At 66.2% G+C, this 22,147-nt stretch carries 21 protein-coding genes; 15 read left to right on the forward strand and 6 right to left on the reverse strand.

The features are described from left to right. Positions 1 to 2 precede the first annotated feature (2 nt). Positions 3 to 977: an alpha/beta hydrolase gene (locus J4E04_RS18030; protein ID WP_490149197.1), complete on the reverse strand. Its 975-nt coding sequence runs from the start codon at positions 975 to 977 to the stop codon at positions 3 to 5. A 319-nt stretch (positions 978 to 1,296) separates the two neighbouring features. On the opposite strand from J4E04_RS18030, the gene J4E04_RS18035 reads away from it, so the two are divergent. Next, positions 1,297 to 1,656 carry an MmcQ/YjbR family DNA-binding protein gene (locus tag J4E04_RS18035; protein ID WP_490149198.1) on the forward strand — a complete coding sequence of 120 codons (360 nt, stop codon included), beginning with the start codon at positions 1,297 to 1,299 and terminating at the stop codon, positions 1,654 to 1,656. Between the two features lie 237 nt (positions 1,657 to 1,893). Here J4E04_RS18035 and J4E04_RS18040 read toward each other — a convergent pair whose 3' ends face one another. From J4E04_RS18040 to J4E04_RS18055, 4 genes are all read right to left on the reverse strand, one after another. After that, positions 1,894 to 2,760 (reverse strand): sugar phosphate isomerase/epimerase family protein, encoded by an 867-nt coding sequence (locus J4E04_RS18040; protein ID WP_490149199.1) that lies wholly within the window; start codon positions 2,758 to 2,760, stop codon positions 1,894 to 1,896. Between the two features lie 61 nt (positions 2,761 to 2,821). Next, a complete protein-coding gene (locus J4E04_RS18045) occupies positions 2,822 to 3,097 on the reverse strand; it encodes a GntR family transcriptional regulator (RefSeq protein ID WP_328813465.1) in 276 nt (91 codons plus the stop codon). A gap of 69 nt (positions 3,098 to 3,166) precedes the next feature. Then, positions 3,167 to 4,126 (reverse strand): substrate-binding domain-containing protein, encoded by a 960-nt coding sequence (locus J4E04_RS18050; RefSeq protein WP_490150571.1) that lies wholly within the window; start codon positions 4,124 to 4,126, stop codon positions 3,167 to 3,169. Positions 4,127 to 4,256: 130 nt separating this feature from the next. Continuing rightward, complete coding sequence (locus J4E04_RS18055) at positions 4,257 to 5,237, reverse strand: LacI family DNA-binding transcriptional regulator (protein WP_490150572.1); 981 nt, start codon at positions 5,235 to 5,237, stop codon at positions 4,257 to 4,259. Positions 5,238 to 5,417: 180 nt separating this feature from the next. Here J4E04_RS18055 and J4E04_RS18060 point away from each other — a divergent pair, with 180 nt between their 5' ends. From J4E04_RS18060 to J4E04_RS18095, 8 genes are all read left to right on the forward strand, one after another. Further along, positions 5,418 to 6,593 carry a Gfo/Idh/MocA family protein gene (locus J4E04_RS18060; protein ID WP_490149200.1) on the forward strand — a complete coding sequence of 392 codons (1,176 nt, stop codon included), beginning with the start codon at positions 5,418 to 5,420 and terminating at the stop codon, positions 6,591 to 6,593. Positions 6,594 to 6,624: 31 nt separating this feature from the next. After that, on the forward strand, positions 6,625 to 7,623 hold the full coding sequence (locus tag J4E04_RS18065; RefSeq protein ID WP_490149201.1) for a sugar phosphate isomerase/epimerase family protein: 999 nt from the start codon (positions 6,625 to 6,627) through the stop codon (positions 7,621 to 7,623). 1,223 nt (positions 7,624 to 8,846) lie between these two features. Then, positions 8,847 to 10,118: an NDMA-dependent methanol dehydrogenase gene (gene mdo / locus J4E04_RS18070; protein ID WP_027507091.1), complete on the forward strand. Its 1,272-nt coding sequence runs from the start codon at positions 8,847 to 8,849 to the stop codon at positions 10,116 to 10,118. Between the two features lie 31 nt (positions 10,119 to 10,149). After that, positions 10,150 to 11,217 carry a MadB family AAA-type ATPase gene (locus J4E04_RS18075; protein ID WP_490149202.1) on the forward strand — a complete coding sequence of 356 codons (1,068 nt, stop codon included), beginning with the start codon at positions 10,150 to 10,152 and terminating at the stop codon, positions 11,215 to 11,217. A gap of 1 nt (position 11,218) precedes the next feature. Further along, positions 11,219 to 12,724, forward strand: coding sequence for a MadC family VWA domain-containing protein (gene madC / locus J4E04_RS18080; protein ID WP_490149203.1), 1,506 nt, complete (start codon positions 11,219 to 11,221; stop codon positions 12,722 to 12,724). 56 nt (positions 12,725 to 12,780) lie between these two features. Then, entirely contained in the window at positions 12,781 to 14,019 is a 1,239-nt protein-coding gene (locus J4E04_RS18085) for an iron-containing alcohol dehydrogenase (protein ID WP_490149204.1), read from the forward strand. After that, positions 14,016 to 15,308 (forward strand): MadS family sensor histidine kinase, encoded by a 1,293-nt coding sequence (locus tag J4E04_RS18090; protein ID WP_490149205.1) that lies wholly within the window; start codon positions 14,016 to 14,018, stop codon positions 15,306 to 15,308. The genes J4E04_RS18085 and J4E04_RS18090 overlap by 4 nt, the downstream gene beginning before the upstream one ends. Continuing rightward, positions 15,308 to 15,940 carry a MadR family response regulator transcription factor gene (locus J4E04_RS18095; RefSeq protein ID WP_027507086.1) on the forward strand — a complete coding sequence of 211 codons (633 nt, stop codon included), beginning with the start codon at positions 15,308 to 15,310 and terminating at the stop codon, positions 15,938 to 15,940. Before J4E04_RS18090 ends, J4E04_RS18095 begins: the two co-directional genes overlap by 1 nt. On the opposite strand, the gene mftM is transcribed toward J4E04_RS18095, so the two are convergent. After that, the gene (mftM, locus tag J4E04_RS18100; RefSeq protein ID WP_490149206.1) at positions 15,937 to 16,785 is read right to left on the reverse strand and encodes a mycofactocin oligosaccharide methyltransferase MftM; all 849 of its coding nucleotides are present in this window, start codon (positions 16,783 to 16,785) and stop codon (positions 15,937 to 15,939) included. The two genes, J4E04_RS18095 and mftM, sit on opposite strands and share 4 nt — an antisense overlap. Positions 16,786 to 16,987: 202 nt before the next feature. On the opposite strand from mftM, the gene mftA reads away from it, so the two are divergent. The 6 genes from mftA to mftG are packed head-to-tail and all read left to right on the forward strand — an operon-like array spanning position 16,988 to position 22,116. Continuing rightward, on the forward strand, positions 16,988 to 17,098 hold the full coding sequence (gene mftA / locus J4E04_RS18105) for a mycofactocin precursor MftA (RefSeq protein WP_155957132.1): 111 nt from the start codon (positions 16,988 to 16,990) through the stop codon (positions 17,096 to 17,098). 7 nt (positions 17,099 to 17,105) lie between these two features. Next, positions 17,106 to 17,420 carry a mycofactocin biosynthesis chaperone MftB gene (gene mftB, locus J4E04_RS18110; RefSeq protein ID WP_490149207.1) on the forward strand — a complete coding sequence of 105 codons (315 nt, stop codon included), beginning with the start codon at positions 17,106 to 17,108 and terminating at the stop codon, positions 17,418 to 17,420. Then, positions 17,417 to 18,724 (forward strand): mycofactocin radical SAM maturase, encoded by a 1,308-nt coding sequence (gene mftC, locus J4E04_RS18115; protein WP_490149208.1) that lies wholly within the window; start codon positions 17,417 to 17,419, stop codon positions 18,722 to 18,724. The genes mftB and mftC overlap by 4 nt, the downstream gene beginning before the upstream one ends. Before the next feature lie 4 nt (positions 18,725 to 18,728). Beyond that, the gene (gene mftD, locus J4E04_RS18120) at positions 18,729 to 19,985 is read left to right on the forward strand and encodes a pre-mycofactocin synthase MftD (RefSeq protein ID WP_490149209.1); all 1,257 of its coding nucleotides are present in this window, start codon (positions 18,729 to 18,731) and stop codon (positions 19,983 to 19,985) included. Positions 19,986 to 20,044: 59 nt separating this feature from the next. After that, positions 20,045 to 20,704 (forward strand): mycofactocin biosynthesis peptidyl-dipeptidase MftE, encoded by a 660-nt coding sequence (mftE, locus tag J4E04_RS18125; protein WP_490149210.1) that lies wholly within the window; start codon positions 20,045 to 20,047, stop codon positions 20,702 to 20,704. Next, complete coding sequence (mftG, locus tag J4E04_RS18130) at positions 20,701 to 22,116, forward strand: mycofactocin dehydrogenase MftG (protein ID WP_222628162.1); 1,416 nt, start codon at positions 20,701 to 20,703, stop codon at positions 22,114 to 22,116. Before mftE ends, mftG begins: the two co-directional genes overlap by 4 nt. The last annotated feature ends 31 nt before the right edge of the window (positions 22,117 to 22,147 follow it).

Here is a 22,147-nt window from a genome sequence, read left to right on the forward strand (position 1 = left end):
TGTCAGACGGCGGGATCGGGTTGCGGTGCGCGGTGACGGGCCGTGTACTCGACGAACCGATCCAGGAACCACGCCTTGGCCTCCTTCGCCGGGCGGGTCCACGGTGCCGCCGCGTCGAACCCGTGCCATGCACCGGGGACCACACGGAACTCGGTGGGAACCCCCGCCGCGTTCAGCGCGTCGACGTATGCGCTCGTCTCGTCGTGGAAGGCCTCGATACTCCCGACGAACGTGATCGTCGGCGGGAGACCCGAGAGGTCGGTCGCACGTCCGGGCGCCGCGTACGCCGGCACGTCGTCCCCCGAGAGATCGCCGAGGTAGAGACGCCACGCGTTGCGATTGGTCACGCTGTTCCACACCGGGGCAGTGTTGTCGGTCGACGAGGGGGTCGGTCGGTCGTCGATCATGGGGTAGATCGGGCACTGGAATGCGATGTTCACCTCGCCGCGGTCGCGAGCAAGGAGGGACAGCGCAGCGGTGAGGCCGCCACCCGCGCTGACACCGCCGACGACGATGCGGTCGTCGCCGGCACCGAGTCGTACGGCGTTCTCGCGCAACCACACCAGCGCGGTGTAGCAGTCGTCGAGCGCGGCCGGATACGGAGCCTGTGAGCTGCGCCGGTAGTCCGGGCTGACCACCACGGCGCCGGTGGCGTCGATCATGGGACGCACCGAGACGGCCTCACCGTCGGGCGAACCGAACGCGTAGCCGCCGCCGTGGATCCAGAGCAGCGCCGGAGCATCGGGGACCGGCGTGAGCGGAGCCATCACGATCAGCCGCAGATCGGTTCCGTCCGGACGAGTCACGGTGACCTCGTAGCGGCGAATCCCCCTGGCAGGCAGGTACTTCAGCAGCTTCAACGCGGTGGGGTCGCCCTTGCGCAGACTGGTGACGGTCTGCGTGCCTCCCATGAGTCGGTCGACGATCCGGCCCGGCAGGCGCAACGACGGATCGATCATGTCTTTGGTCACACGCATGGCAGGCTCATTTCGTCGATGGTGATGACGACCATCGGTTGCCCGTGGCTCGTCAACGATTTACTTGGCTAGCCACGTACTCTACACACATGTGTGTGGCTAGCCAAGTAACGTCGGGTATCGAGCCCTCGGACGCCCCGAACGCGTCGTGCCAGCCCTCCAGACGACGTGACGGGCCTCGGGCGAACACGTGTCGAGGAGTATCGCGCGTACGTCGTGACGCACGACGATCCACACCGTCCGAAGGGAGACAGGACATGATGCGCCGCCACTCACCGACGGAAGTACGCGGTCTGCTCCGTACGGATCCGGCGTACCGGTGACACTGTCAGGTGCGCAGGTGCATCAGGTTGCCCGCGACACTGCGGCGACACTCGATGATGTCAGCCGCGGACATCCGTTCACTCCGCATCTGGATGTCTGGAAGGTGGGTGACAAGGTGTTCCTCATCGTGACCGACGACGACCCGGATCTGCAGATCATCACCGTGAAGGTGGACCCGCATCACGCTGTCGCACTGCGACATGACCACGACTCGATCACGGCCGGGCGCTATCTCGACAAGCGGCACTGGACATCGGTCGGTCCAGGCCGGGGCGTGACGAAGCGGCTCGTCGAGGATCTGGTGTACGGCTCTCACGAGCTTGCAGCCGGCCACCGGTCGGGTCTGCATGACTGATACACCGCCCCTGTTCGCGGCGGACGAGGTGTCCCGGCCGCGGGCGGACCGGCTGCGTCCACGTTCGCTGACCGAGGTCGTCGGGCAGAGCCACGTACTTGCAGACGATGGTCCGATCGGCCGCATGGTCGCGATACGACGACTCGCGTCCATGGTGCTGTGGGGCCCACCCGGATGCGAGAAGACCACCATCGCAGGCCTGTCGCCGAGCAGACCGGTCTCACGTCCGAACCACTGTCAGTACTTCTCGACGTACCGGGTCATCGTCTCGAGCTGGTAGCGGGAGACGTCGTGGGCGTTCTCGTTCTCGGCGAACACACTCGACACCATGACGGTGTCGTTGTCGTAGAACCCGAGTGAGCCCAGGCCGCCGAAGAACTGGTCCCAGTCGACGTCCCCGTCGCCGATCTTCAGATGCTGGTGCACCCGCACCGCGTTGCCGGGCGGATTGGTGATGTACCGCAACCCGTGCGAGCGGTGATGATCCATCGTGTCCGCCACGTGCACAAGACGCACCATGTCCCCGGCGGCGGCCATGATCGCCGGCAGGTCACCACCCATGTGGAACTGGTGGCACGCCACGATCACCATGCCGATGTTCGGGGAGTTGATCCCGCGGATGGTGCGGATCGCGGCGAGCCCGTCCTCGACGAAATCGTCCGGATGCGGATCGATCAGGACGTCGAGCCCCTCGCGCTCGACGATGGGGACCAGTTCCTCCATCGACCGGTAGAACGCCCGCTCGGACTCCTCCGGCTTCTCCGGTCGACCGGAGAACTCGGTGTTCATCGTCGACACCCCGAGGTCGACGGTGATCTGGATGGCCCGCTTCCAGTAGCGGACGGCCGCCTCGCGGGCGTCCTCGTCGGGACCGGACCACCGCAGCACCGGCAACACCGAGGCGATCCCGACGCCGGCGTCCGAGCACGCCTTGCGGAACTTCGCGACCAACCCGTCATCGGCCTTGGGATGGTTGAAGAACGGGATCATGTCCACGTGCGGCGTCAGCTGCAACCACTCGTACCCCAGATCGGCGACCACGGCGGGCAGCTCGAGCAGCGAATGCGAGTGATGGAACGGCGTCGGATCGAGTGCGATCTTCATGAAGTGTCCTGTACTGATCGGGAGTGAGCGTCTACCTGATCTCGTTGGTGCACAGCAGTAGTCACGAGGCCAGCGACCGGGTGGCGGGCGGAGGGGTTCTGGCGATGAGGCCCCCGGATTCGACTCGCTGTGCGTAACCGTCTCGGACGAGCACGCGCTGAGCGTGGATGACGGTGTCGCGGGAGACTCGCAATCTCCGCGACAAGGAGCGTGCACTCTCCAACGTGTCGCCGTCGCCGAGTGCTCCGGAGTCGATCAACTGCCGAACCTGTTGCACCATCTGGTGATAGATCGGAACAGGGCTCGAGGTGTCGAGTTCGATGCGGTGATGCGGCATGGCTGTGTCGCTCGTACGGTGTCGTCCGCGCCGGGATCGATGCAGGTGTCGGCGCGGACGTCCCGAGTCCTAGCGAGTGCCGCCGGCGGCGAGGTCGGCGATGGCGTCGATGTTGGTGGCGTCGATGAAGGACGGTCCCGTCAGCACTGCCTGCCCGCCGCCGAGGCTGTTCTTGTTGTTCAGGTAGAGCCAGAGCGAGTCGACCGCCAGGTATCCCTGCAGGTAGGGCTGCTGGTCGATGGCCCAAGCAACGTCCCCGGACTTCACGGCGTCGACGAGCGCACCGTTGGTGTCGAACGTCGCGATCTCGGCGTCACTGCCTGCGGCGCTGCGTGACTCGACGGCGGCGAGCGCGATGGGCGCGCCCAGTGTCAGGACTGCGTCGATGGTCGGATCCTGCTGCAGCTTCGCCTGGATGGTGGCCTGCACGGACGGCAGATCCTGGCCGTTGACGTTGAGATTCTCGATCTTCCCGCCGAAGCCCTCCGCGACACCGGCGCACCGCGCTTCGAGCGACACCGCTCCCTGCTCCTGAATCACGCAAACGGCGCTGGTCGCACCGTCTGCCTTCAAGCGCTCACCGGCGGCGATCCCCGACGTGCGCTCGTCCTGACCGAAGTACCCCTGAACCCCCATGTCCTTCCAGTTGTCGTAACCGGAATTGAAGGCGACGACGGGAACGCCGGCAGCGACGGCGGCTTCGACGTTCGGTTGCATCGCATCGGGTTTGGCCAACGTGACCGCCATGGCGTCGACGCCGGAGTCCAGCGCATTCTGCACGAGGTTCGCCTGATTCGGCGCCTCGACCTCGCCGTTGTACTGCAGGTCGATGTTGTCTTTGGCGGCCGCCGCTTCCGCGCCGCGCCGGATCAGATCCCAGAACGTGTCACCGGGAGGGGCGTGAGTGATCATGGCGATCGTGGCACGCGGAGTGTCGGCAACGCCGGCGTTCGCACCTCCGTCGGCCTGGTCGGGAGCGCCACCGGAGCTGCTGCACGCGGTGAGTGTGGTGGCGGCAGCGAGTGCCATGGCGACCGCAGCGCGACGTGTGGAGATCACGAGGAGTCCTACTTTCCCAGGAGGTAGACGGATCTATTTGACCGGTCTAGTAGCAGAACTATGACGTGGCACACAGGGCACTGTCAAGAGGCGGGTCAGGTCAGGACGGGACGGGACCCGACGTCGAACGTACGACCAGACGTGGTCGCAGCACGACGGACCGTGGTTCGGTCCGCCCGTTGTCGAGTCGATCCACCGCGGCGTCGACGGCACTGACGGCCTGCTCGCGTGCCTCCTGGCTCACCGATGTGAGATCCACGTGCGCGAGCTGGGCCAGCACGCTGTCGTCGTATCCGGTGACCGACATCTGTTCGGGCACAGTGATCCCTGACCGTTGCAGCGCATCGAGTAGACCCACTGCACTGCGGTCGTTCGACGCGACGACGGCCGTGGGGCGCATGGCTCGCCGCATGACGGCCGCGGCAGCAGCCACGCCCGAAGCCTCGGTGAAGTCACCCTCGATGATGTCCACGTGGGCGTCGAGGCCGTGGCGGTGCATCGCTCGCACGTAGCCGGATCGCCGGTCCACCGCGATCGGGTTCGACCCGCCCGTCAGATGAGTGATGCGCTGATGGCCGAGCCCCACGAGATGGTCGACGACCGAGCTCATCCCGCGGAGATCACCGGCGCGGACCACGTCCACGTCGGGCCGTGCCAGGCGCCGACCCACCGACACGATGGGCACGCGGGCGTTCCACAGACTCAACAGCTCGGACTCCACCTCGGGACCGAGAAGTACGACTGCCTCGCAACGGAAGTCGAGCAGGGTGTTCATCACCGCCTCTTCCCCGTGCGTCGGAGTGAGTGCGCCGAGGACCACCTCGTATCCGCGTTCCGACGCGTGCTCGACGAGGTGCTCGACCATCTCCGCGTGAAAGGTGTTGCGAATATTCGTCATCACGCCGAGTAGGTGCGTGCGACGCAGGGCGAGCAGTGCCGCACTGCGGTTCGGCCGGTAGTCGAGCTCCGCCGCGACCTCCATGACCCGCTCACGCGTCGCCGCGCTGGGCCCCTGAACGCCACGAAAGATCATGCTCACGAGCGCTTTCGACACCCCTGCTCGATCGGCGACGTCCTGCATGGTCGTGGTGCGGGAACGGCCTCCGCCGCGGGACACCGAGCTGTCGGACACGCGGATCCCCTCATCGGTCGGCGGGCAGCACCCTTGACAGGGGCGTGATGCGACTCTCATAGTAGACCTACTAGACCGGTTCAATAGACCGAGTCAGTCCTCCACCACGAATCTCAGAGAGCAGTTCTCATGACCCACGACTCGATCGGCGTCGCCGTCATCGGCGGCGGTATGGCCGGCCGCGCCCATGCTGCCGGATACCGCATGGCATCCACCCTCTTCGGCACCGACCGGCCCGACGTCCGCCTCGTCGCCGTCGCCGACACGAATGCCGCAGTAGCCGACGACACTGCGAAGCGTTACGGGTACGAGCGCGCCGAGTACGACTGGCAGTCGATCGCCGTCGCCGACGACATCGACGTGGTCAGTGTCGTCGTCGCGAACCACCTGCACCGCGAGATCGTCGAAGGTCTGCTCGCCTCCGGCAAGAACGTTCTCTGCGAGAAGCCACTCGCCGGGTCGATCACCGATGCGGAGGCAATGGTCGCCGCCGCGTCGATGTCGTCCGGTATCGCCACCGTGGGATACACCTACCGCCGCTCCCCTGCCGTCCAAGCCATCGCCGACGAGCTCGCAGCCGGCCGCCTCGGCGACATCGTCCACTTCGACGGCCGGTACCGCGCCGACTACTCCCTCGACCCCACCGGTCCCATGACCTGGCGCTACCGCGGCGGCCCCGGCACCGGTGCGCTCGCCGACGTGGGCAGCCACCTCATCGACCTCGCCGAGTACATCGCCGGGCCCATCACCGAGGTGCGCGGCGCCCAGTTCGCCACCGTGATCGGCGAGCGGCCCGTTCCCGTCGGCGTCACCTACGGACACACCAAGGCCGAGACCACCGGCGACATGGCCCCCGTCGAGAACGAGGACGTCGCCACCTTCACCGCGGCGTTCGCGGGCGGATTCGTCGGCACGTTCTCCGCCTCGCGTGTCTCCCATGCGAACCCGGACGGACTGTCCTTCGATGTCTTCGGCACGAAGGGATCGGCCTCCTGGGCGCTCGAGCGCGCTGCCGAATTCCACATCTCGACCACCGACATCGACGACGCCGTCAACGGCCGTCGCCAGGTGATCGTCGGACCCCAGCACCCCTACATCCGGGGCGGACTCCCAATGGACGCCGGCGGCGTCGGCCACGGCAAGGCCGAGTTCTTCGCCTACCAGGCACGCGCCTTCCTCGACCAGGTCGCGGGGATCGACGGCCTGCCGCCTCTCCCCGACTTCACCCACGGGTTGCGCGGTATGCAGCTCGTCGCCGCGATCGCCGAATCCGCAGCGAACAACGGCACCGCCGTCAAGATCTGACCACTCGACCACCACATACAGAGGACCAGCCATGAAGCTCGGCGTCTACAACGCGATCCTGCACGACAAGCCACTCCCGGAGGCGCTGGCGACCATCGCCTCCCTCGGGCTCGAGGGCATCGAGATCAACTCCGGCGGGTTTCTCCCGCCGGTCCACATCCCCGTCGACGACCTCCTCGCCGGAACCGTCAGTCCAGCTGACTATCTCGCGACGTTCGAGGGAACGGGCGTCTCGATCCAGGGACTGAACTGCAACGGAAATCCGCTGCACCCCGATCCCGAGGTGGGACCGGAGGACGCCGACGATCTCCGCAAGTCCATCCGCGTCGCCGGGCTGCTCGGCATCGATCGCGTGGTCACCATGTCCGGCCTTCCCGCCGCGCATGCCGGCGGCGCCTGGCCCGCGTGGCACGTCAACACGTGGGACTCCGGCTATCTCGACTCGCAGGACTACCAGTGGGACGAGGTCGCAGTGCCATTCTGGAAGGAGATCGATGCCCTCGCCCGCGAGCACGGTGTCAAGGTCGCCATCGAGATGCACCCCCAGAACCTCGTCTTCAACCCGCCGACCATGAAGCGACTCGTCGACAAGGTCGGCGCCACCCACGTGGGCGCGGAGATGGATCCCTCACACCTGTTCTGGCAGGGCATCGACCCGGTCAAAGCTGTCGAATGGCTGGGGCCGTTGGTGTTCCACGCCGCTGCGAAGGACACGCGCATCAACCCGAACTGCGAGATCTACGGCGTACTCGACGATCGCTTCACTCGCATCCCCGCAGACCAGAACCCAGTGGGCCTCGGCGGCAAGCACGTGGTCAACAAGTGGCCCACAGACTCGGCCTGGGACTTCGTCGCCGTCGGCAACGGGCACGACACCGCTTTCTGGGCACGCTTCCTCGAAGCCCTGTACCAGATCGACCCGGACATGGCCGTCAACATCGAGCACGAGGACACCGCCTACGGAGCCCTCGAAGGTCTGGAGATCGCGACAGAGACCCTCAAAGAAGCGGCCCGGAGGGCAGGCGTCTGAGATCCGCACGTTGCGCGACCCAGCATAGATCCGCTCGGTGGACGGCCGGACTCACAGCGTGAGTCAGCCGAGGCGGGTTCGTCACGGTAGGTCGCGCGGTCGAGCTCTGGGTCGGACCGGGCGACGAGTCAGGAAGGTACCCGTCGAACAGGATGCGTCGGCATCCGTCGAGTTCCGATGTCGGCGCACTCGTCGACCGGGCCGGTCAGAGCCGTGACTGCTGTCGATGTCGCCAGTCAGGCGCAGGAACCTGCGACTTTGCACGGCCGAGCGCGGCATTCCACTCACTATGTTGGTTGCTGACTCTCCGATCAATGATCGAGAAAAGCCGAAATGGGAGCGCAGAAGTCGTTCCACACCGTAGGCGGGCAGGCTCACGACCACGACCGTCGCGCCGGTCGTTTTCTGACAGAAGCATCGAGTGCGCCGCCGCGTTGGTGTGGTGGCAACCTCTGTGAGCGATGTCAAGCACATTGCGACAACGAGTGACATCGGGGGCGTACCGCCCATCTACGCGAAGCGAGCGGCCGCCGCGAAACCCAGGTCACGGCGACTTAAGCTGGAGCCTCCTGTCAGGATTGAACTGACGACCTTTCGCTCACAAGGCTTCGACGACACGATCAGGTGGATTCACCTGGACTCACGAAACCCGTCGTGAACTACTCCTTTGTCCATAACCGTCCGCCCCGGTCCACCTCCGTCCGTCCCGACTTGTGACACTCTCGTGACACCGACAAACCTTCGCTTCGCTCTCACTGGATCTGTATCACTATGCTGGGCAGCCTATCTCGTCCACGGGAATCGACTGAGACGGGTAAGGCGGCAGAGGCGGTTTCGGCCACTGGCGCCGGTGAGCCAGAGTCCCTTCAGCTACTCGGCTCTACATACGGCAAACGCCGGGTGTGACACGACAGCGTGTCACCGTGACCGCGTCAGGAACCAGTGATGCCCGTGGAGTGACTTCCCCGGCCCATGGGCGCGCGTGTGCCTCCCACACCATGGTTCTGCTGACACAGCGCACATCAGCGCGCACGCCAAGCGTCGCGAGGGCCTTCATTGCTCGTGCGCACTCGTTTCGGCCAGCATCGAGACCTCTCCGAAAGGACAGTCTCGGTGCGCAACAGGTCAGTTCGAGCGGGAAGTCCGCCGCCCGTCGATCTCCCCAGGGATGGTGATGGCAGTCACATCGACTGTCGAACCGTTGCCGACCACAGGAGACGACCATGGCCATCGAGCTCAATCAGATCTGGGACTTCCCGATCAAGGAGTTCCACCCCTTCCCTCGCGCACTTCTCGGGGTCGGCGCACACGACATCATCGGCGTCGAGGCGAAGAATCTGGGCTTCAAGCGATCACTACTTGTCACGACAGGCCTCCGGGGTTCGGGCATCATCGAGGAACTGATCGGGAAGATCGAATACCAGGGCGTCGAGGTCGTGTTGTTCGACAAGGTGGAGTCCAACCCCAAGGACTACAACGTCATGGACGCCGCCGCGCTCTACCAGAAGGAGAAGTGCGACAGCATCATCTCCGTCGGTGGCGGCTCGAGTCACGATGCAGCCAAGGGTGCACGTGTCGTCATCGCGCACGATGGACGCAACATCAACGAGTTCGAGGGCTTCTCGAAGTCGACCAACAAGGAGAACCCACCGCACATCGCCGTCTCCACGACGGCGGGTACGGGCTCGGAGACCTCGTGGGCCTACGTCATCACCGACACGTCGGACATGGACAAGCCCCACAAGTGGGTGGCGTTCGACGAGGCCTCCATCGTCACCGTCGCGATCGACGACCCGCTGCTCTACTACACCTGCCCGCAGCACTTCACCGCGTACTGCGGCTTCGACGTCCTCGCCCACGGAAGCGAGCCCTTCGTCTCCCGGCTGGACTTCGCGCCGTCGCTGGGCAATGCGTTGTATTCCGTCGAACTGGTCGCGAAGAACCTCCGCGAAGCGGTGTACGAGCCTCGGAACTTGAAGGCCCGCGAAGGAATGATGAACGCGCAGTACATCGCCGGGCAGGCCTTCAACTCCGGCGGCCTCGGCATCGTGCACTCCATCTCGCATGCCGTGAGCGCCTTCTTCGACAGCCACCACGGACTCAACAACGCCATCGCGCTTCCGCGGGTCTGGGAGTACAACCTGCCGAGCAGGTACGAGAGGTACGCGCAGCTGGCCGGCGCCCTGGGAGTCGACACCCGCAACCTCACCACCGTGCAGGCCGCGGATGCTGCTGTGGAGGCGGCCATTCGACTGTCGAAGGACGTCGGCATCCCGGACAACTTCGGAGAGGTGAACACCCGCCTGTACGACAAGAACCGGATGAACACGGGCAAGTACACCGGCCGCGGGGACGTCATCACCGGAGACGAGAAGACCGTCCTCGCCATTTCCGAGCACATCCAGGACGACTGGTGCACGCCGGGCAATCCCCGCGAGGTCACTGTCGAGTCGATGATTCCGGTCGTCGGTCACTCCATCAACGAGTCGTACTGACACACGAGAAATCACGGAAAGGACCACGACTATGACCACGGCCGGACCCTTCGTTCGACAACAGGAGACCACTTCGGATCTGGCGACGCCCGCGGACGTGCGCGCATCGCTCCGGGAGACCGGGTACATCGCGACCGACGACCTGTCGGTGGTGGTGCACCTCGCCATCGCGCTGGATCGCCCGTTGTTGCTCGAAGGTCCGGCCGGCGTCGGTAAGACGGAACTGGCCAAGGCGCTCGCCCTCGCGGGAGGGCGTCGGCTGGTCCGCCTGCAGTGCTACGAGGGTCTGGACGACAATCGCGCGCTGTACGAGTGGGACTATGCGAAGCAGCTGCTGCACGTCCAGATGTTGCGGGACCGCATGGGGGCCGAACTCGCAGACGCACCGGATCTCGCCGCAGCGTCCGCTCTGCTGTCCGACACGGATTTCGGTCTCTACTCCGAGGGCTTCCTCGCTGTCCGACCCCTCCTCGACGCGATCCTCTCGGAACAGCCGGTGGTGCTGCTCATCGACGAGGTCGATCGCACCGAGGAAGCGATGGAAGCGCTGCTCCTCGAGGTGTTGGCGGAGAAGCAGATCACAATTCCCGAAGTCGGTACGTTCCGGGCGCGGACCGATCCATGGGTGATCCTGACGTCCAACGACACTCGCGAACTGTCGGCCGCACTCAAGCGGCGCTGCCTGCACTTCGCGGTCGATTTCCCGAGCGCGGAAGTCGAGCGCGAGATCGTCTCCTCACGTGCACCGGAGGTGGAGGAGTCCGTGGTCGCTGACGTCGTCGACCTTGCTCGGTCGATGCGGGAACTCCCCCTGCGCAAGAGCCCGTCGGTCTCCGAGGTCATCGACGCAGCCCGGGCCGCGATGTTACTGAAAGAGCACGACACCGAGCGCACGAGGGAGTTGCTGTCCTCCGCACTGCTGAAATACGTGAGCGACGTCGAACTCGTTCGGCGACAACGAGAGCCCTCTGCACCGCACGACACTGCCGACCGTTCGGGTCCACCGCCCAGCATCGCCAGTCGACCACCCAACAGCACCACCGCTGCTTTCCGCGGGCACGGTGGACGCGACCGTGGTGGAGTCGGGAAGAAGGCGTGACATGACGACCGCGTCCGCCACTCCGGCACGGGTACTCGACGTTCTGTCGGCCGTGTTCGGCCGGCTCCTCCGCCGATTCGGCGTCGCGGCGTCGCCCGCGGAGGTGATCGAGGTGAGGCGTGTTCTGGGCCTGATCGGAGCTTCCGACACAGCGCTTCTGCGCTCGGCACTGCGCGCCACGTGCGCGAAGTACCCACACGAGCAGGAGGGCTTCGACCTGGCCTTCTCGGCGCTGTTCGATCCCGTTCTCCCGATCGACGAGCCGGGACGCACAGCGAGCGCGGCGGTGGTGGCCGGCGGTATGCCCACGGACCTGGAGGTCTCCGGCGAGGAGCACACCACCGCCCGCTACGCGGACTTCAACGAGCGCGCCGCGGACGTGGGCGAACACTTCGACACGCCCGATGCCGAGCAGGGATTCAATCCGCACAAGGACGACGACGACCTGAGCCTCACGAGCAGCGACTCTCAGGTGTCCGTGGACGCTGATTCCGCGTCGGGTCGCCGCGGAGTTACGTTCACCGTGGACGTGGACCGTGCCGACAGCGCGACGGTCGGTGAGTTGTCGTCCGATGACGCGGTCGTGTCGCGGGGAACTCTTCGGTGGGACGACCCGAACGGGATTCTGGGCTGGCTGGACGCCTACGACCCCGCGGCGGTCTACGGCAACGCAGTCGACGCGGGAGAGATGACTCGGACGCAGCTCGATCGACTCGCGGAAGCCATCGAAGCCTTCGTCGATGCGCTGGCGCACGGCGCGGGGGGTACGACACCCGCGACGGAGGCCGATCCGAACGCCCTGTCTCGCGTCGACGTGGACGGGGCGTGCAGGGAGATACTCCGCCGGATGAGGGGGGCGCGCAGACCTCGACCTCGTGAACACGGTCGCGGTCGACTCGACATGCGCAGGACCGTGCGCGCCGGGATGCGGACCGACGGGGTGCCGTTCCACCTGATCGTGCGCACCCCTGTTCCGGAACAGGTTCGGCTGCTCGTACTCGCCGACGTCTCCTTGTCGGTACGGCCCATCACCGCATTCACCCTGCGACTCGCACAGAGCATGCGCCACCGAGTCAACAGGTGCACGGTGCTGGCCTTCGTCGACCGACCAGTCGACGTCACGGACGAGTTGGCTCGAAGCACAGGCGACGACGCTCTCGCCACGGTGCTGTCCAGTCCGGAACTGGACCTCGAAGCCAGCAGCGACTACGGACGCGTGCTCGACGAGGTACTCACCCACCACGGCTCGTTCATCACCTCACGGACGTCCGTCATCGTCGTCGGCGACGGCCGATGCAACGGTCTCCCGGCGGGAGTGGACAAACTCCAGGAGATCGCACGCCGGGTTCACCGACTGGCGTGGATCACCCCGGAATCGGAGCGATACTGGGACCAGGCGTCGTGCTCCATGCGCGAGTACGCGGACGTGTGCGACGGCGTCGTGGTGGCCCGCGATGCCCGGCAACTCATCGACCGAGCGCCAGAACTCGGCAACGCTCTACGGTGACGGTCCTGCCCGGTCGGGCAGGTATCGACAGTCCGTTGCGCCGTAAGCTGGATCACATGTCCGGATTCTCTGCACCGTCCTCGGCGCATTCGACGGACCCGACTGTTCCCGGGCTGGACGTTCCGCTGGGTGACGTCAATGCCGTCGGCCGGGTCGTCAAGTTCCATGCCCCCGAGATCGTCTTCGGGGTGGGTTCCACCGGCGAGGTCGCGCATGCGGTCGCGAGGCTGGGAGGAGTGCGCCCGTTCCTGGTGACCGACGTGGGACTGCTCGAGGCAGGGTGGGTCGCGACCATCGAGAACGAATTACGGGAGCGCGGCATGTCGCCGGTGGTGTGGGCGGACCCGACCCCGAACCCGAAAGACCACGAGATCGCGGCCGGCCACGTCGTCTATCGCGACCGCGGGTGCGACGTCCTCGTGGCGATCGGTGGCGGCAGCGTCATGGACGCGGCGAAGGGCGTGGCCATCCTGGCGTCGAACGGCGGTCGCATCCTCGACTACGAGGGCGTCGACACGGTCGAATCACCTATCCCGCCTGTCGTGATGGTCCCCAGCACCGCCGGCACCGGAGCCGACGTCTCCCAATTCTGCATCGTGACGGACACCGATCGTGGCACCAAGATCACCATTCTCGGCCGTGCACTGGTCCCGGACATCACGATCATCGACCCGCGACTGCTCACCACCATGCCGGAATGGCTCAGTGCGGCCACCGGCCTGGATGCCCTGACGCACGGGATCGAGGCGTTCGTCTCGCTCGCCCACAATCCCCTCACGGACCACCATGCCCTCCGGGCTGTCACTCTCGTCATCGAGACTCTCGCCCACACGATCGCAGACCCCGACGGACTTCCCGCGCGCACCGTGATGGCCCAGGCCAGCCTGGAGGGTGGACTCGCGTTCACCAATGCCATCCTCGGAGCCGCGCACGCGATGAGTCATCAGGTGGGTGGTCTTCTCGACCTCCCCCACGGCGTCATCAACGGGATACTTCTGCCTCATGTCATCCGCTTCAACGCGGGCGCCGACGGTCGGCCGTACGTGCCCGTCGCCGCGAGTCTCGGGCTCCCCGAGGCCCGCGGATCGGCCGCGGAGGCAGCGTTCGCGGTCGCGGATCGGGTCGAGACCCTGGCGCGGGCCGTCGGAGTTCCCCGCACACTCGGGAGCATCGGCGTCACCGACGCCGATGTCGAGCGCCTCGCGGAGTTCTCGCTCCGCGACGCCTGCATGGCCACCAATCCGCGGCAGGCCACTCAGAGCGACATCGCAGCACTGTTCCGGACAGCACTGTGACTCAGCGCGAACCGGTGACGGACCTGTCCCGCCTCACCGGTCTGCGATCGTCGAAGAGCACGTACTACCCGCAATACCGGGGAGCCGCCGAACGGGCCGAACGGATTTTCCACGCCCTCGATCTGGTGTCTCGTGCGCTTGTCCGCACGGTCGAGGGGCCCGAGACCTTGATCTGTGCAGTGGCCGAGGCCGCTCGCGCACACCTCAGCGCCCGCTGGGTCGTCTTCGCCCTCACGGACGGCGCACTTCCGGACGCCGGCCCTCGCCGACTGGTCCTGGGCCCCGATGCGACACCGTTTCTCGTGGGCGACGTCGAGGGCCCTCCTCTGCCCGACGACGTGGTGGAGTGCCTCGACGACATCCGCCGAGCGCGGGTGCAGGGTGGCATGGTCATCGAACCCCACTACGCGTTCGTTCCCATCGATTCGGTGGGCGGCGCTGTGGGAGCGTTCGCTGCGTGGACCGGTGAGCACCGGACTCTCGATGCCACCGACGGGGCCGTCCTGAGCATCCTCGCCTCGCAAACTGCGGTGGCGCTGCAGAACTCGGCCCTGTTCCAGAACGCCCGCCGCACCGCGGCGGACCTCGCGGTGCGTAACGCTGAACTGGAGACCACGCAGAGACAGCTCGGCGCGGCTCAGCGCCACCAGGTAGTGGACGAGGAGCGGCACCGCATCGCCCGTGAACTACACGACAGTGTCACCCAGGCAGTGCTGTCCGCCGGTATGCAGATCGAGGTGTGTCGCAGCGCAATCCCCGACGCGGAACGCCGAGATCGCCTCGATCTGGCGAAAGACCTGACCAGGCGCGCAGTCGAACAATTGCGCTCTGCGATCTACGCGCTGAACCACGCGGGTGACTCGGATCGCTCGACACTCCCGGAGATGCTCGATCAGCTCGCGGTCGTTCACATGCCGGACGAATTGCAGGTCAAGTTCAACACCGTCGGTAACGCTGTCGAATTGTCGAGCGACCTCGAGCATGCGGTCCTTCGTATCGCCGGTGAAGCGTTGTTCAATTCGGCGGTGCATTCGAACGCCTCCCGCGCCGCACTCCGCCTCACGTATCGCGACCACTCGGTACTGCTGACAGTCGATGACGACGGCGACGGCGATCCCCACGATCTCCGCGTCGTGATGCGACTCGCGGAGACCAACGACCTCGACGGCTCACACCGCGGTCTCGTGAACATGGCTGCGCGCGTGAGAGAGTTCGACGGCACCTTCGACGTCAGACGGTCGCGCCTGGGCGGAATACGCATCGCCGCAACGATTCCGATCGGAGCATGATGACCTCCATCCTTCTCGTCGACGACCACGCGATCCTGCGCCAGGGTCTGCGTTCCGTCCTCGAACGCGAGCCCGACCTGAGAATCGTCGGCGAGGCGGCATCGCTCGACGAAGCCACCACGACGGCGGCTCACCTCACCCCTGACGTGGTTCTGATGGATCTCAAGCTTTCTGCCAGTTCGGATTACGAGGGTCTGACCCTGTGCAAGAAATTGTCGAAGTCGCATCCGTCCATGGGCCTGCTCGTGCTGACCACGTTCCTCGACGAGCGACTCGTCGTCGAAGCCGTTCATGCGGGAGCACGCGGCTACGTGGTCAAGGATGTCGACACCACGGAACTCGTGCGAGCCATCCGTGCAGTGTCTCGCGGCGAGTCCGCGTTCGACGCCCGCAGTGCATCCGCCGTGGTGCGGTCGCTGAACCGGGGAGGCGAACCCGACGGGAGACTGACCGAGCGCGAACTCGAAGTCTTGCGTCTGCTCGCGAACGGCATGTCCAACACCAGGATCGGCACCGAATTGTTCATATCGGCCACCACAGTCAAGTTCCACGTCAGCAACATCATGCGCAAATTGGGCGTCAGTCGCCGTGCAGAGGCCGTCTACGCTGCGAGCAAGGGCGGCTTGATCTAGCGTGCGTCGAGCACGGCCCAGCCACCGTGGTGCTCGAACACGTCGAAGGGCGCGCCACTGCGCGAGACCGCGGATGCCAGTGCGGCGAGATCGAAGGTACGGACATGGCCGTGACAGCGTTCGGCTTCCTCTTCGAACGGCACCGCGATCACCACTCGCCGGCGTGCGACGCGCAGCGCCTCCTGCACGATCGCGTCACCCGATCTCACGTCGACGTGTTCGAGAAGGTGCAACGCCGTCACGGTGTCGACGTGACCGTCGGGCACAGGCACGGAGGCGGCATCGCACACCAGGGTGGCGACGTCGAGGCCCAGTGCAGTCGTCATGGCGTCGAGCAGACGCACGGTTCCCCCGTGAAGATCCGTGGCGATCACGTCCACGCCACGAGAAGCGAGCCGCAGGGGAAAGAATCCGAAGCACGAACCGAGGTCGAGCACGCTGTCGCCGTCGACCAGGTCGTCAGCGCAGGCATGAATCGGTGCAAAGTCCGATGTACCGGATATCAACTCTGTCAACGAATTACGATAAAAAGTGGCCCACGCCGCGACCGCGCCGGGGACGGTGGACCGCACGAGGCCGACCATGATCGCTTCGAACTCCGATCTGCTCGAGCCGGAGGCCGAGACTCGGTCGGTGACCTCGCCGACCAGCGCATCGCTGAGGCGATCCGCGGTCAGGGAGTGTCGCACCTCCAGCACGCCTCCGCTCCGCCCGATATGGATGCCACCGGCGATCCGATCGTCGGAGCGGGTGACGGTCACGTTGCCGTGCCTCCACACACCGGGCGCACACGGTGCGAGGGAATCGAATGGTTGGAGTGTCGCGGTCACAGGCCTCTCCCACATCTGTCGGGGACAGCGTCGATCCTAGGGCCGAACGCCGCAACGTGACGGCCGGTTCAGCACCTGCCCGATCGGGCAGTCCTCGGGCGCCAACAGGCCTGTCACAGAGGAACATCGGACACCTGAACCTCTCTCGGTCCTACAGTGAATTCACGCACCTCACACGAGAATGCGCGTTCGAGACACCCGAGACCGGAGGTACGTCATGACTCACAGCGATCCCACCGAGACGACAGACACGTCGCAGCAGGAACCGTTGGTCCAGGAGTCGTTGGTGGAGGAAGTCTCCATCGACGGTATGTGCGGCGTCTACTGAGTCGGCCGTGACCGATTTGCTCGCTGCATCGCCCCGAACGGTGGACCTGGCCCTGGCGTGGCAGCTCAATCCTCAGGTCGCGTTGCGCCCGGAACCGTTCGGAGCGTTGCTGTATCACTTCGGGACCCGCAAGCTCTCGTTCCTCAAGAACGCCGTCATCGTGTCACTGGTCACCTCGCTGTCGTCGCATCCGGATGCACGATCCGCGATGTCGGCCATGGGAATCGAGGAATCGGCGATGCCGCGCTACGCGCAGGCACTCGCCGCTCTCGCGGACTCGACGATGATCGTTCCCACTCCCGTGAAGGAAGGCCCGGCATGACCTCCACCCTCGCCCGCCCCGAGCAACCGGTCGGCCGCCTGGTCGACCAGTTCGAACTCGGCCTCGACGCCCCGATCTGCCTGACCTGGGAGCTCACCTACGCCTGCAACCTCTCCTGCGTGCACTGCCTGTCCTCCTCCGGACGGCGCGACCCGCGGGAGCTGTCGACCGACCAGTGCAAGTCGATCATCGACGAACTGCAGAAGATGCAGGTGTTCTACGTCAACATCGGCGGCGGCGAACCGACGGTGCGGTCCGACTTCTGGGAGCTCGTCGACTACGCCACCGCCCACCAGGTGGGCGTGAAGTTCTCCACCAACGGCGTCAAGATCGACAAGAAGGTCGCCGCGAGGCTCGCCGCATCCGACTACGTCGACGTACAGATCTCCATCGACGGCGCCACCGCCGAGGTCAACGACGCCGTCCGCGGACCAGGCTCGTTCGACATGGCCGTCCGCGCCCTGAAAAACTTGAAGGACGCCGGGTTCCGCGATGCGAAGATCTCCGTCGTCGTCACCCGGCACAATGTCTCTCAGCTCGACGAGTTCAAGGCCCTCGCCGACGCCTACGACGCCACCCTGCGCATCACCCGCCTGCGTCCGTCCGGTCGCGGCGCGGACGTGTGGGACGACCTGCATCCCACCGCGGGACAGCAGCGCGAGCTCTACGATTGGCTCGTCGCCAACGGCGAGGGTGTTCTCACCGGCGACTCGTTCTTCCACCTCTCCGCCTTCGGCGACGCCCTCCCGGGTCTGAATCTGTGCGGCGCAGGACGAGTGGTGTGCCTGATCGACCCGATCGGCGACGTCTATGCCTGCCCCTTCGCCATTCACGAACAGTTCCTCGCCGGCAATATCGTCCGCGACGCCACCCCCACCATGGGCGGCTTCCAGGCCGTCTGGCAGACCTCGGAACTGTTCCAGGAACTGCGCTCACCGCAGACGTCCGGCGCGTGCACGAAGTGTGCGCACTTCGATGCCTGCCGCGGCGGATGCATGGCCGCGAAGTTCTTCACCGGCCTTCCCATGGACGGCCCCGACCCCGAATGCGTGCAGGGTTACGGCGAATCTGCCCTCGCCGCCGACCGCGGCACCGTGCCGAAGTCGAGTGTCGACCACTCCCGCACCGGCAAGCGTTCTACCCCGAAAGCGTCGATCCCCTTGACGCTGCTCACCCGCCGCGACGGCGCACCCGCCCTCGTGGAGGCCGGAGGCCGGCCGGCCCTCGGGAAGGACGGAGGCCGGCCGGCCCCGAAACTGTGTGACGAGAGCCCCCTTGCGGGGATGCCTCGAGAGAAGGACTGACACCATGCGCACCCCCTGGTCACGACCCGCCTGGATGGAGACTGTCGCCGAAGCTCAGAGACGAGCGAAGAAGCGACTCCCGGCATCGGTGTACTCCGCACTGATCGCCGGCTCCGAACGTGGCACAACCTACGACGACAATCTCGCGGCCTTCGGCGAACTCGGATTCGCACCCAGTGTCGCCGGACATTGTCACGAGCGTGATCAGTCGACAACGGTGATGGGGCAGCACATCTCCATGCCCGTCATCATCTCGCCGACGGGAGTTCAGGCGGTAGACCCCGACGGTGAGGTTGCCGTGGCTCGTGCGGCGGCGGCACGTGGCACCGCCATCGGCCTGTCCTCGTTCGCATCGAAGTCGGTCGAGGACGTGGCGGCGGCCAACCCGCAGACACTCTTCCAGGTCTACTGGCTCGGCACCCGCGAGGAGATGGTCGCCCGCATGGAACGGGCGAAAGCTGCCGGGGCGGTGGGGATGATCCTCACGCTGGACTGGTCGTTCTCCTACGGCCGCGACTGGGGCAGCCCCGCCATTCCGGAGAAGATGAATTTCGCGGCCATGGTCAAGTTCGCACCAGAGGGCATTCTCCGGCCCGCCTGGCTGTACAAGTTCGCACGAACCGGCACGGTGCCCGACCTGACGACGCCGAACATCCTGCCCGCCGGCGCACCCCAGCTACCCACGTTCTTCGGCGCGTACGGCATGTGGCAGCAGACTCCACCACCGTCCTGGGACGACATCGCCTGGCTCCGTGCGCAGTGGGACGGCCCGTTCATGCTCAAGGGCATCTCTCGCGTCGACGACGCCCGCCGCGCCGTCGACGCCGGCTTCTCGGCGATCTCCGTCTCCAACCACGGTGGCAACAACCTCGACGGCACACCCGCCACCATCCGCATGCTGCCCGCCGTCGCCGAGGCCGTCGGCGACGAGATCGAGGTACTGCTCGACGGCGGGATCCGCCGCGGCAGCGATGTCGTCAAGGCCGTCGCCCTCGGTGCCCGCGCGGTGATGATCGGCCGTGCCTACCTGTGGGGTCTCGCCGCGAACGGACAGGCCGGTGTGGAGAACGTTCTGGATGTGCTGCGCATGGGTACCGACAGCGCGCTGCTCGGCATGGGCAAGAGTTCGATCCACGACCTGACCCCGCAGGACATCGTCGTTCCGGACGGCTTCACTCGCCGGCTGGGTGAGAGCGTGCCCGCGCCGACAGTGTCCGATGCTGCCACCACCGTGCTGACCTCCGCACGTCGGTCGTCCTGACGGTAGGGCGGTTCAGCGTGTCGTCGTCGAGGCCCGCTCAGTCCTTGAACCTGGGAACGATGCGCTCGCGCGAGACGGTCGGGGCTCGGTTGGTGGCGGTGCCGGTGGGGTCGCTGGAGCAACACGGCCCGCATCTCCCCTTGGACACCGACACCCGCGTCGCCGCAGCAGTCGCGGGGTCTCTCGATGACGCCGTCCTCGCCCCTGCCCTCGCCTATGGGGCCAGCGGCGAACATGAGGGCTTCGCCGGCACGGTCTCTCTCGGAGCTGAAGCACTGACCGCTGTCCTCGTCGAGTACGGCCGATCCATCTGCCGATGGGCCGATCGAGTGGTGTTCGTCAATGGCCACGGTGGCAACCTGTCGTCCCTCGTCTCCGCGGTCGGTCTCCTGCGATACGAGGGCCGAGATGTCGCATGGTTTCCCTGCGCGGTCGCCGGCGGCGATGCCCACGCCGGTCGTACGGAAACGTCCCTCATGATGCATCTCGCACCGAACCTGGTCGACGAGTCTGCTGTGGAGGTGGGAATCACCGCCCCGATCGCCTCGTTGCTTCCGCGCCTACGCACCCTGGGGATGAGCGCGATCACCAGCAACGGTGTTCTGGGCGACCCTCGGGGTGCGAGCGCCGCCGAGGGCGCTTCGCTCGTGGCATCGATGCGGGACTCCCTCGCCGCAGCCGTTCGATCGTGGGCTCCCGACACGCACGGCCGACTGTGACCACCGGTGACTCGTTCGACGTCGTCGTCGTCGGGGGCGGTAGTGCGGGATGCGTTGTCGCAGCGACAATCGCTGCGGCGGGGGCCACCGTCGCACTTCTCGAAGCCGGGAAGTCCGACATCGACGCCGAGGATCTGCGCTCTGCGACGCAGCTGCCTATCGGGCCCGAATCGGAGCGGGTGGACACGTTCGAGGTCGAGCTCTCCGCCGGTCGGACAGGATTCATGGCCAGAGGCAGAGTCCTCGGGGGAAGCGGCGCCGTCAACGGTGCGTACTTTGTCCGCGCCCCCTCTGCCGACTTCGACGCCTGGCCGCGGACGACATGGTCCTGGCCCATGGTCCGGCGCCGTTACGACGACGTCGAGCGGCACATGGTGCCCACTGCGAGTATCGACTCGGAGATCGGCCGAGCCTTCGCCCGGGCATGCTCGTCAGCCGGGTTCTCGTGTGTCAGCCGAGCCGAGAAAGGCACCGATGCGTGGATGGCCGTGCCCTCGAATGTTCGGGACGGCTACCGCGTCACCACGGCACACGCGTATCTGGCGCCAGTACGCCATCTCGTCGACGTGCGACCGCGCACCCGTGTCGCGCGGGTACTTCTCGAGGGGACACGCGCGGTCGGCGTCACGGGCACCGACGACGACGGGCACTTCGTCCTCCGGGCGGACACGATCATCCTGACCGCGGGTGCGGTGAGAACACCACTGCTTCTGATGCATTCAGGCATCGGCGACCCCGCAGTGCTCCGGAACGTGGGCGTGGACGTGCACCATGCGCTGCCCGGCGTGGGAGTGGGGTTTCGTGATCACCCGGAGGTGACGGTGCCGTACGTTCCGCTTCGACCTCCGTCCGGCGGGCGAACCCGCGCTCTCGACGTCGTCCTGCACGTCGGCGATGTGGAGATCCGCCCTTACACAGCATCTTTCGACCAGTTGATATCCGGGCTGCCGCCGATGAATCCGGTGCTGGGTGTTGCTGTCATGCGACCCGACTCGCGCGGACGCATCTCGCCGGTGTCGGCCGACCCATTCGCCGCGCCGCGAATCGAATACCGCTACCTCACTTCACCACGAGACAGAGCCGGACTGCAGGCCGGCGTCGCTCTGGCTCGAACGCTCGCGTCGTCGTTCGGCGTGGTCGAGAGTGCTCGCGCGGAGCGCTTGGTGGACAGGCTCGGAACGTCGGCGCACATGTGCTGCAGTGCCCGCATGGGCACCGATCCGCTCTCCGTGGTCGACGACCACTGCGCCGTGCACGGAATCGACGGCCTCCACGTGATGGACTCGTCGATGTTCCCGAGCATCCCCTCGGTCGGCCCGCACGAAACGGTGGTGATGGCGGCACTGCACGCCGCGCATCTCGCGATCGGTCAGCCCTCGACCACAGGATCGCATCGCGAACGACAAGTGTGACGCGCGGTGTCACCTCGGAGGCCCAGAGATA

Source organism: Rhodococcus sp. NFXS4 (assembly GCF_058139645.1).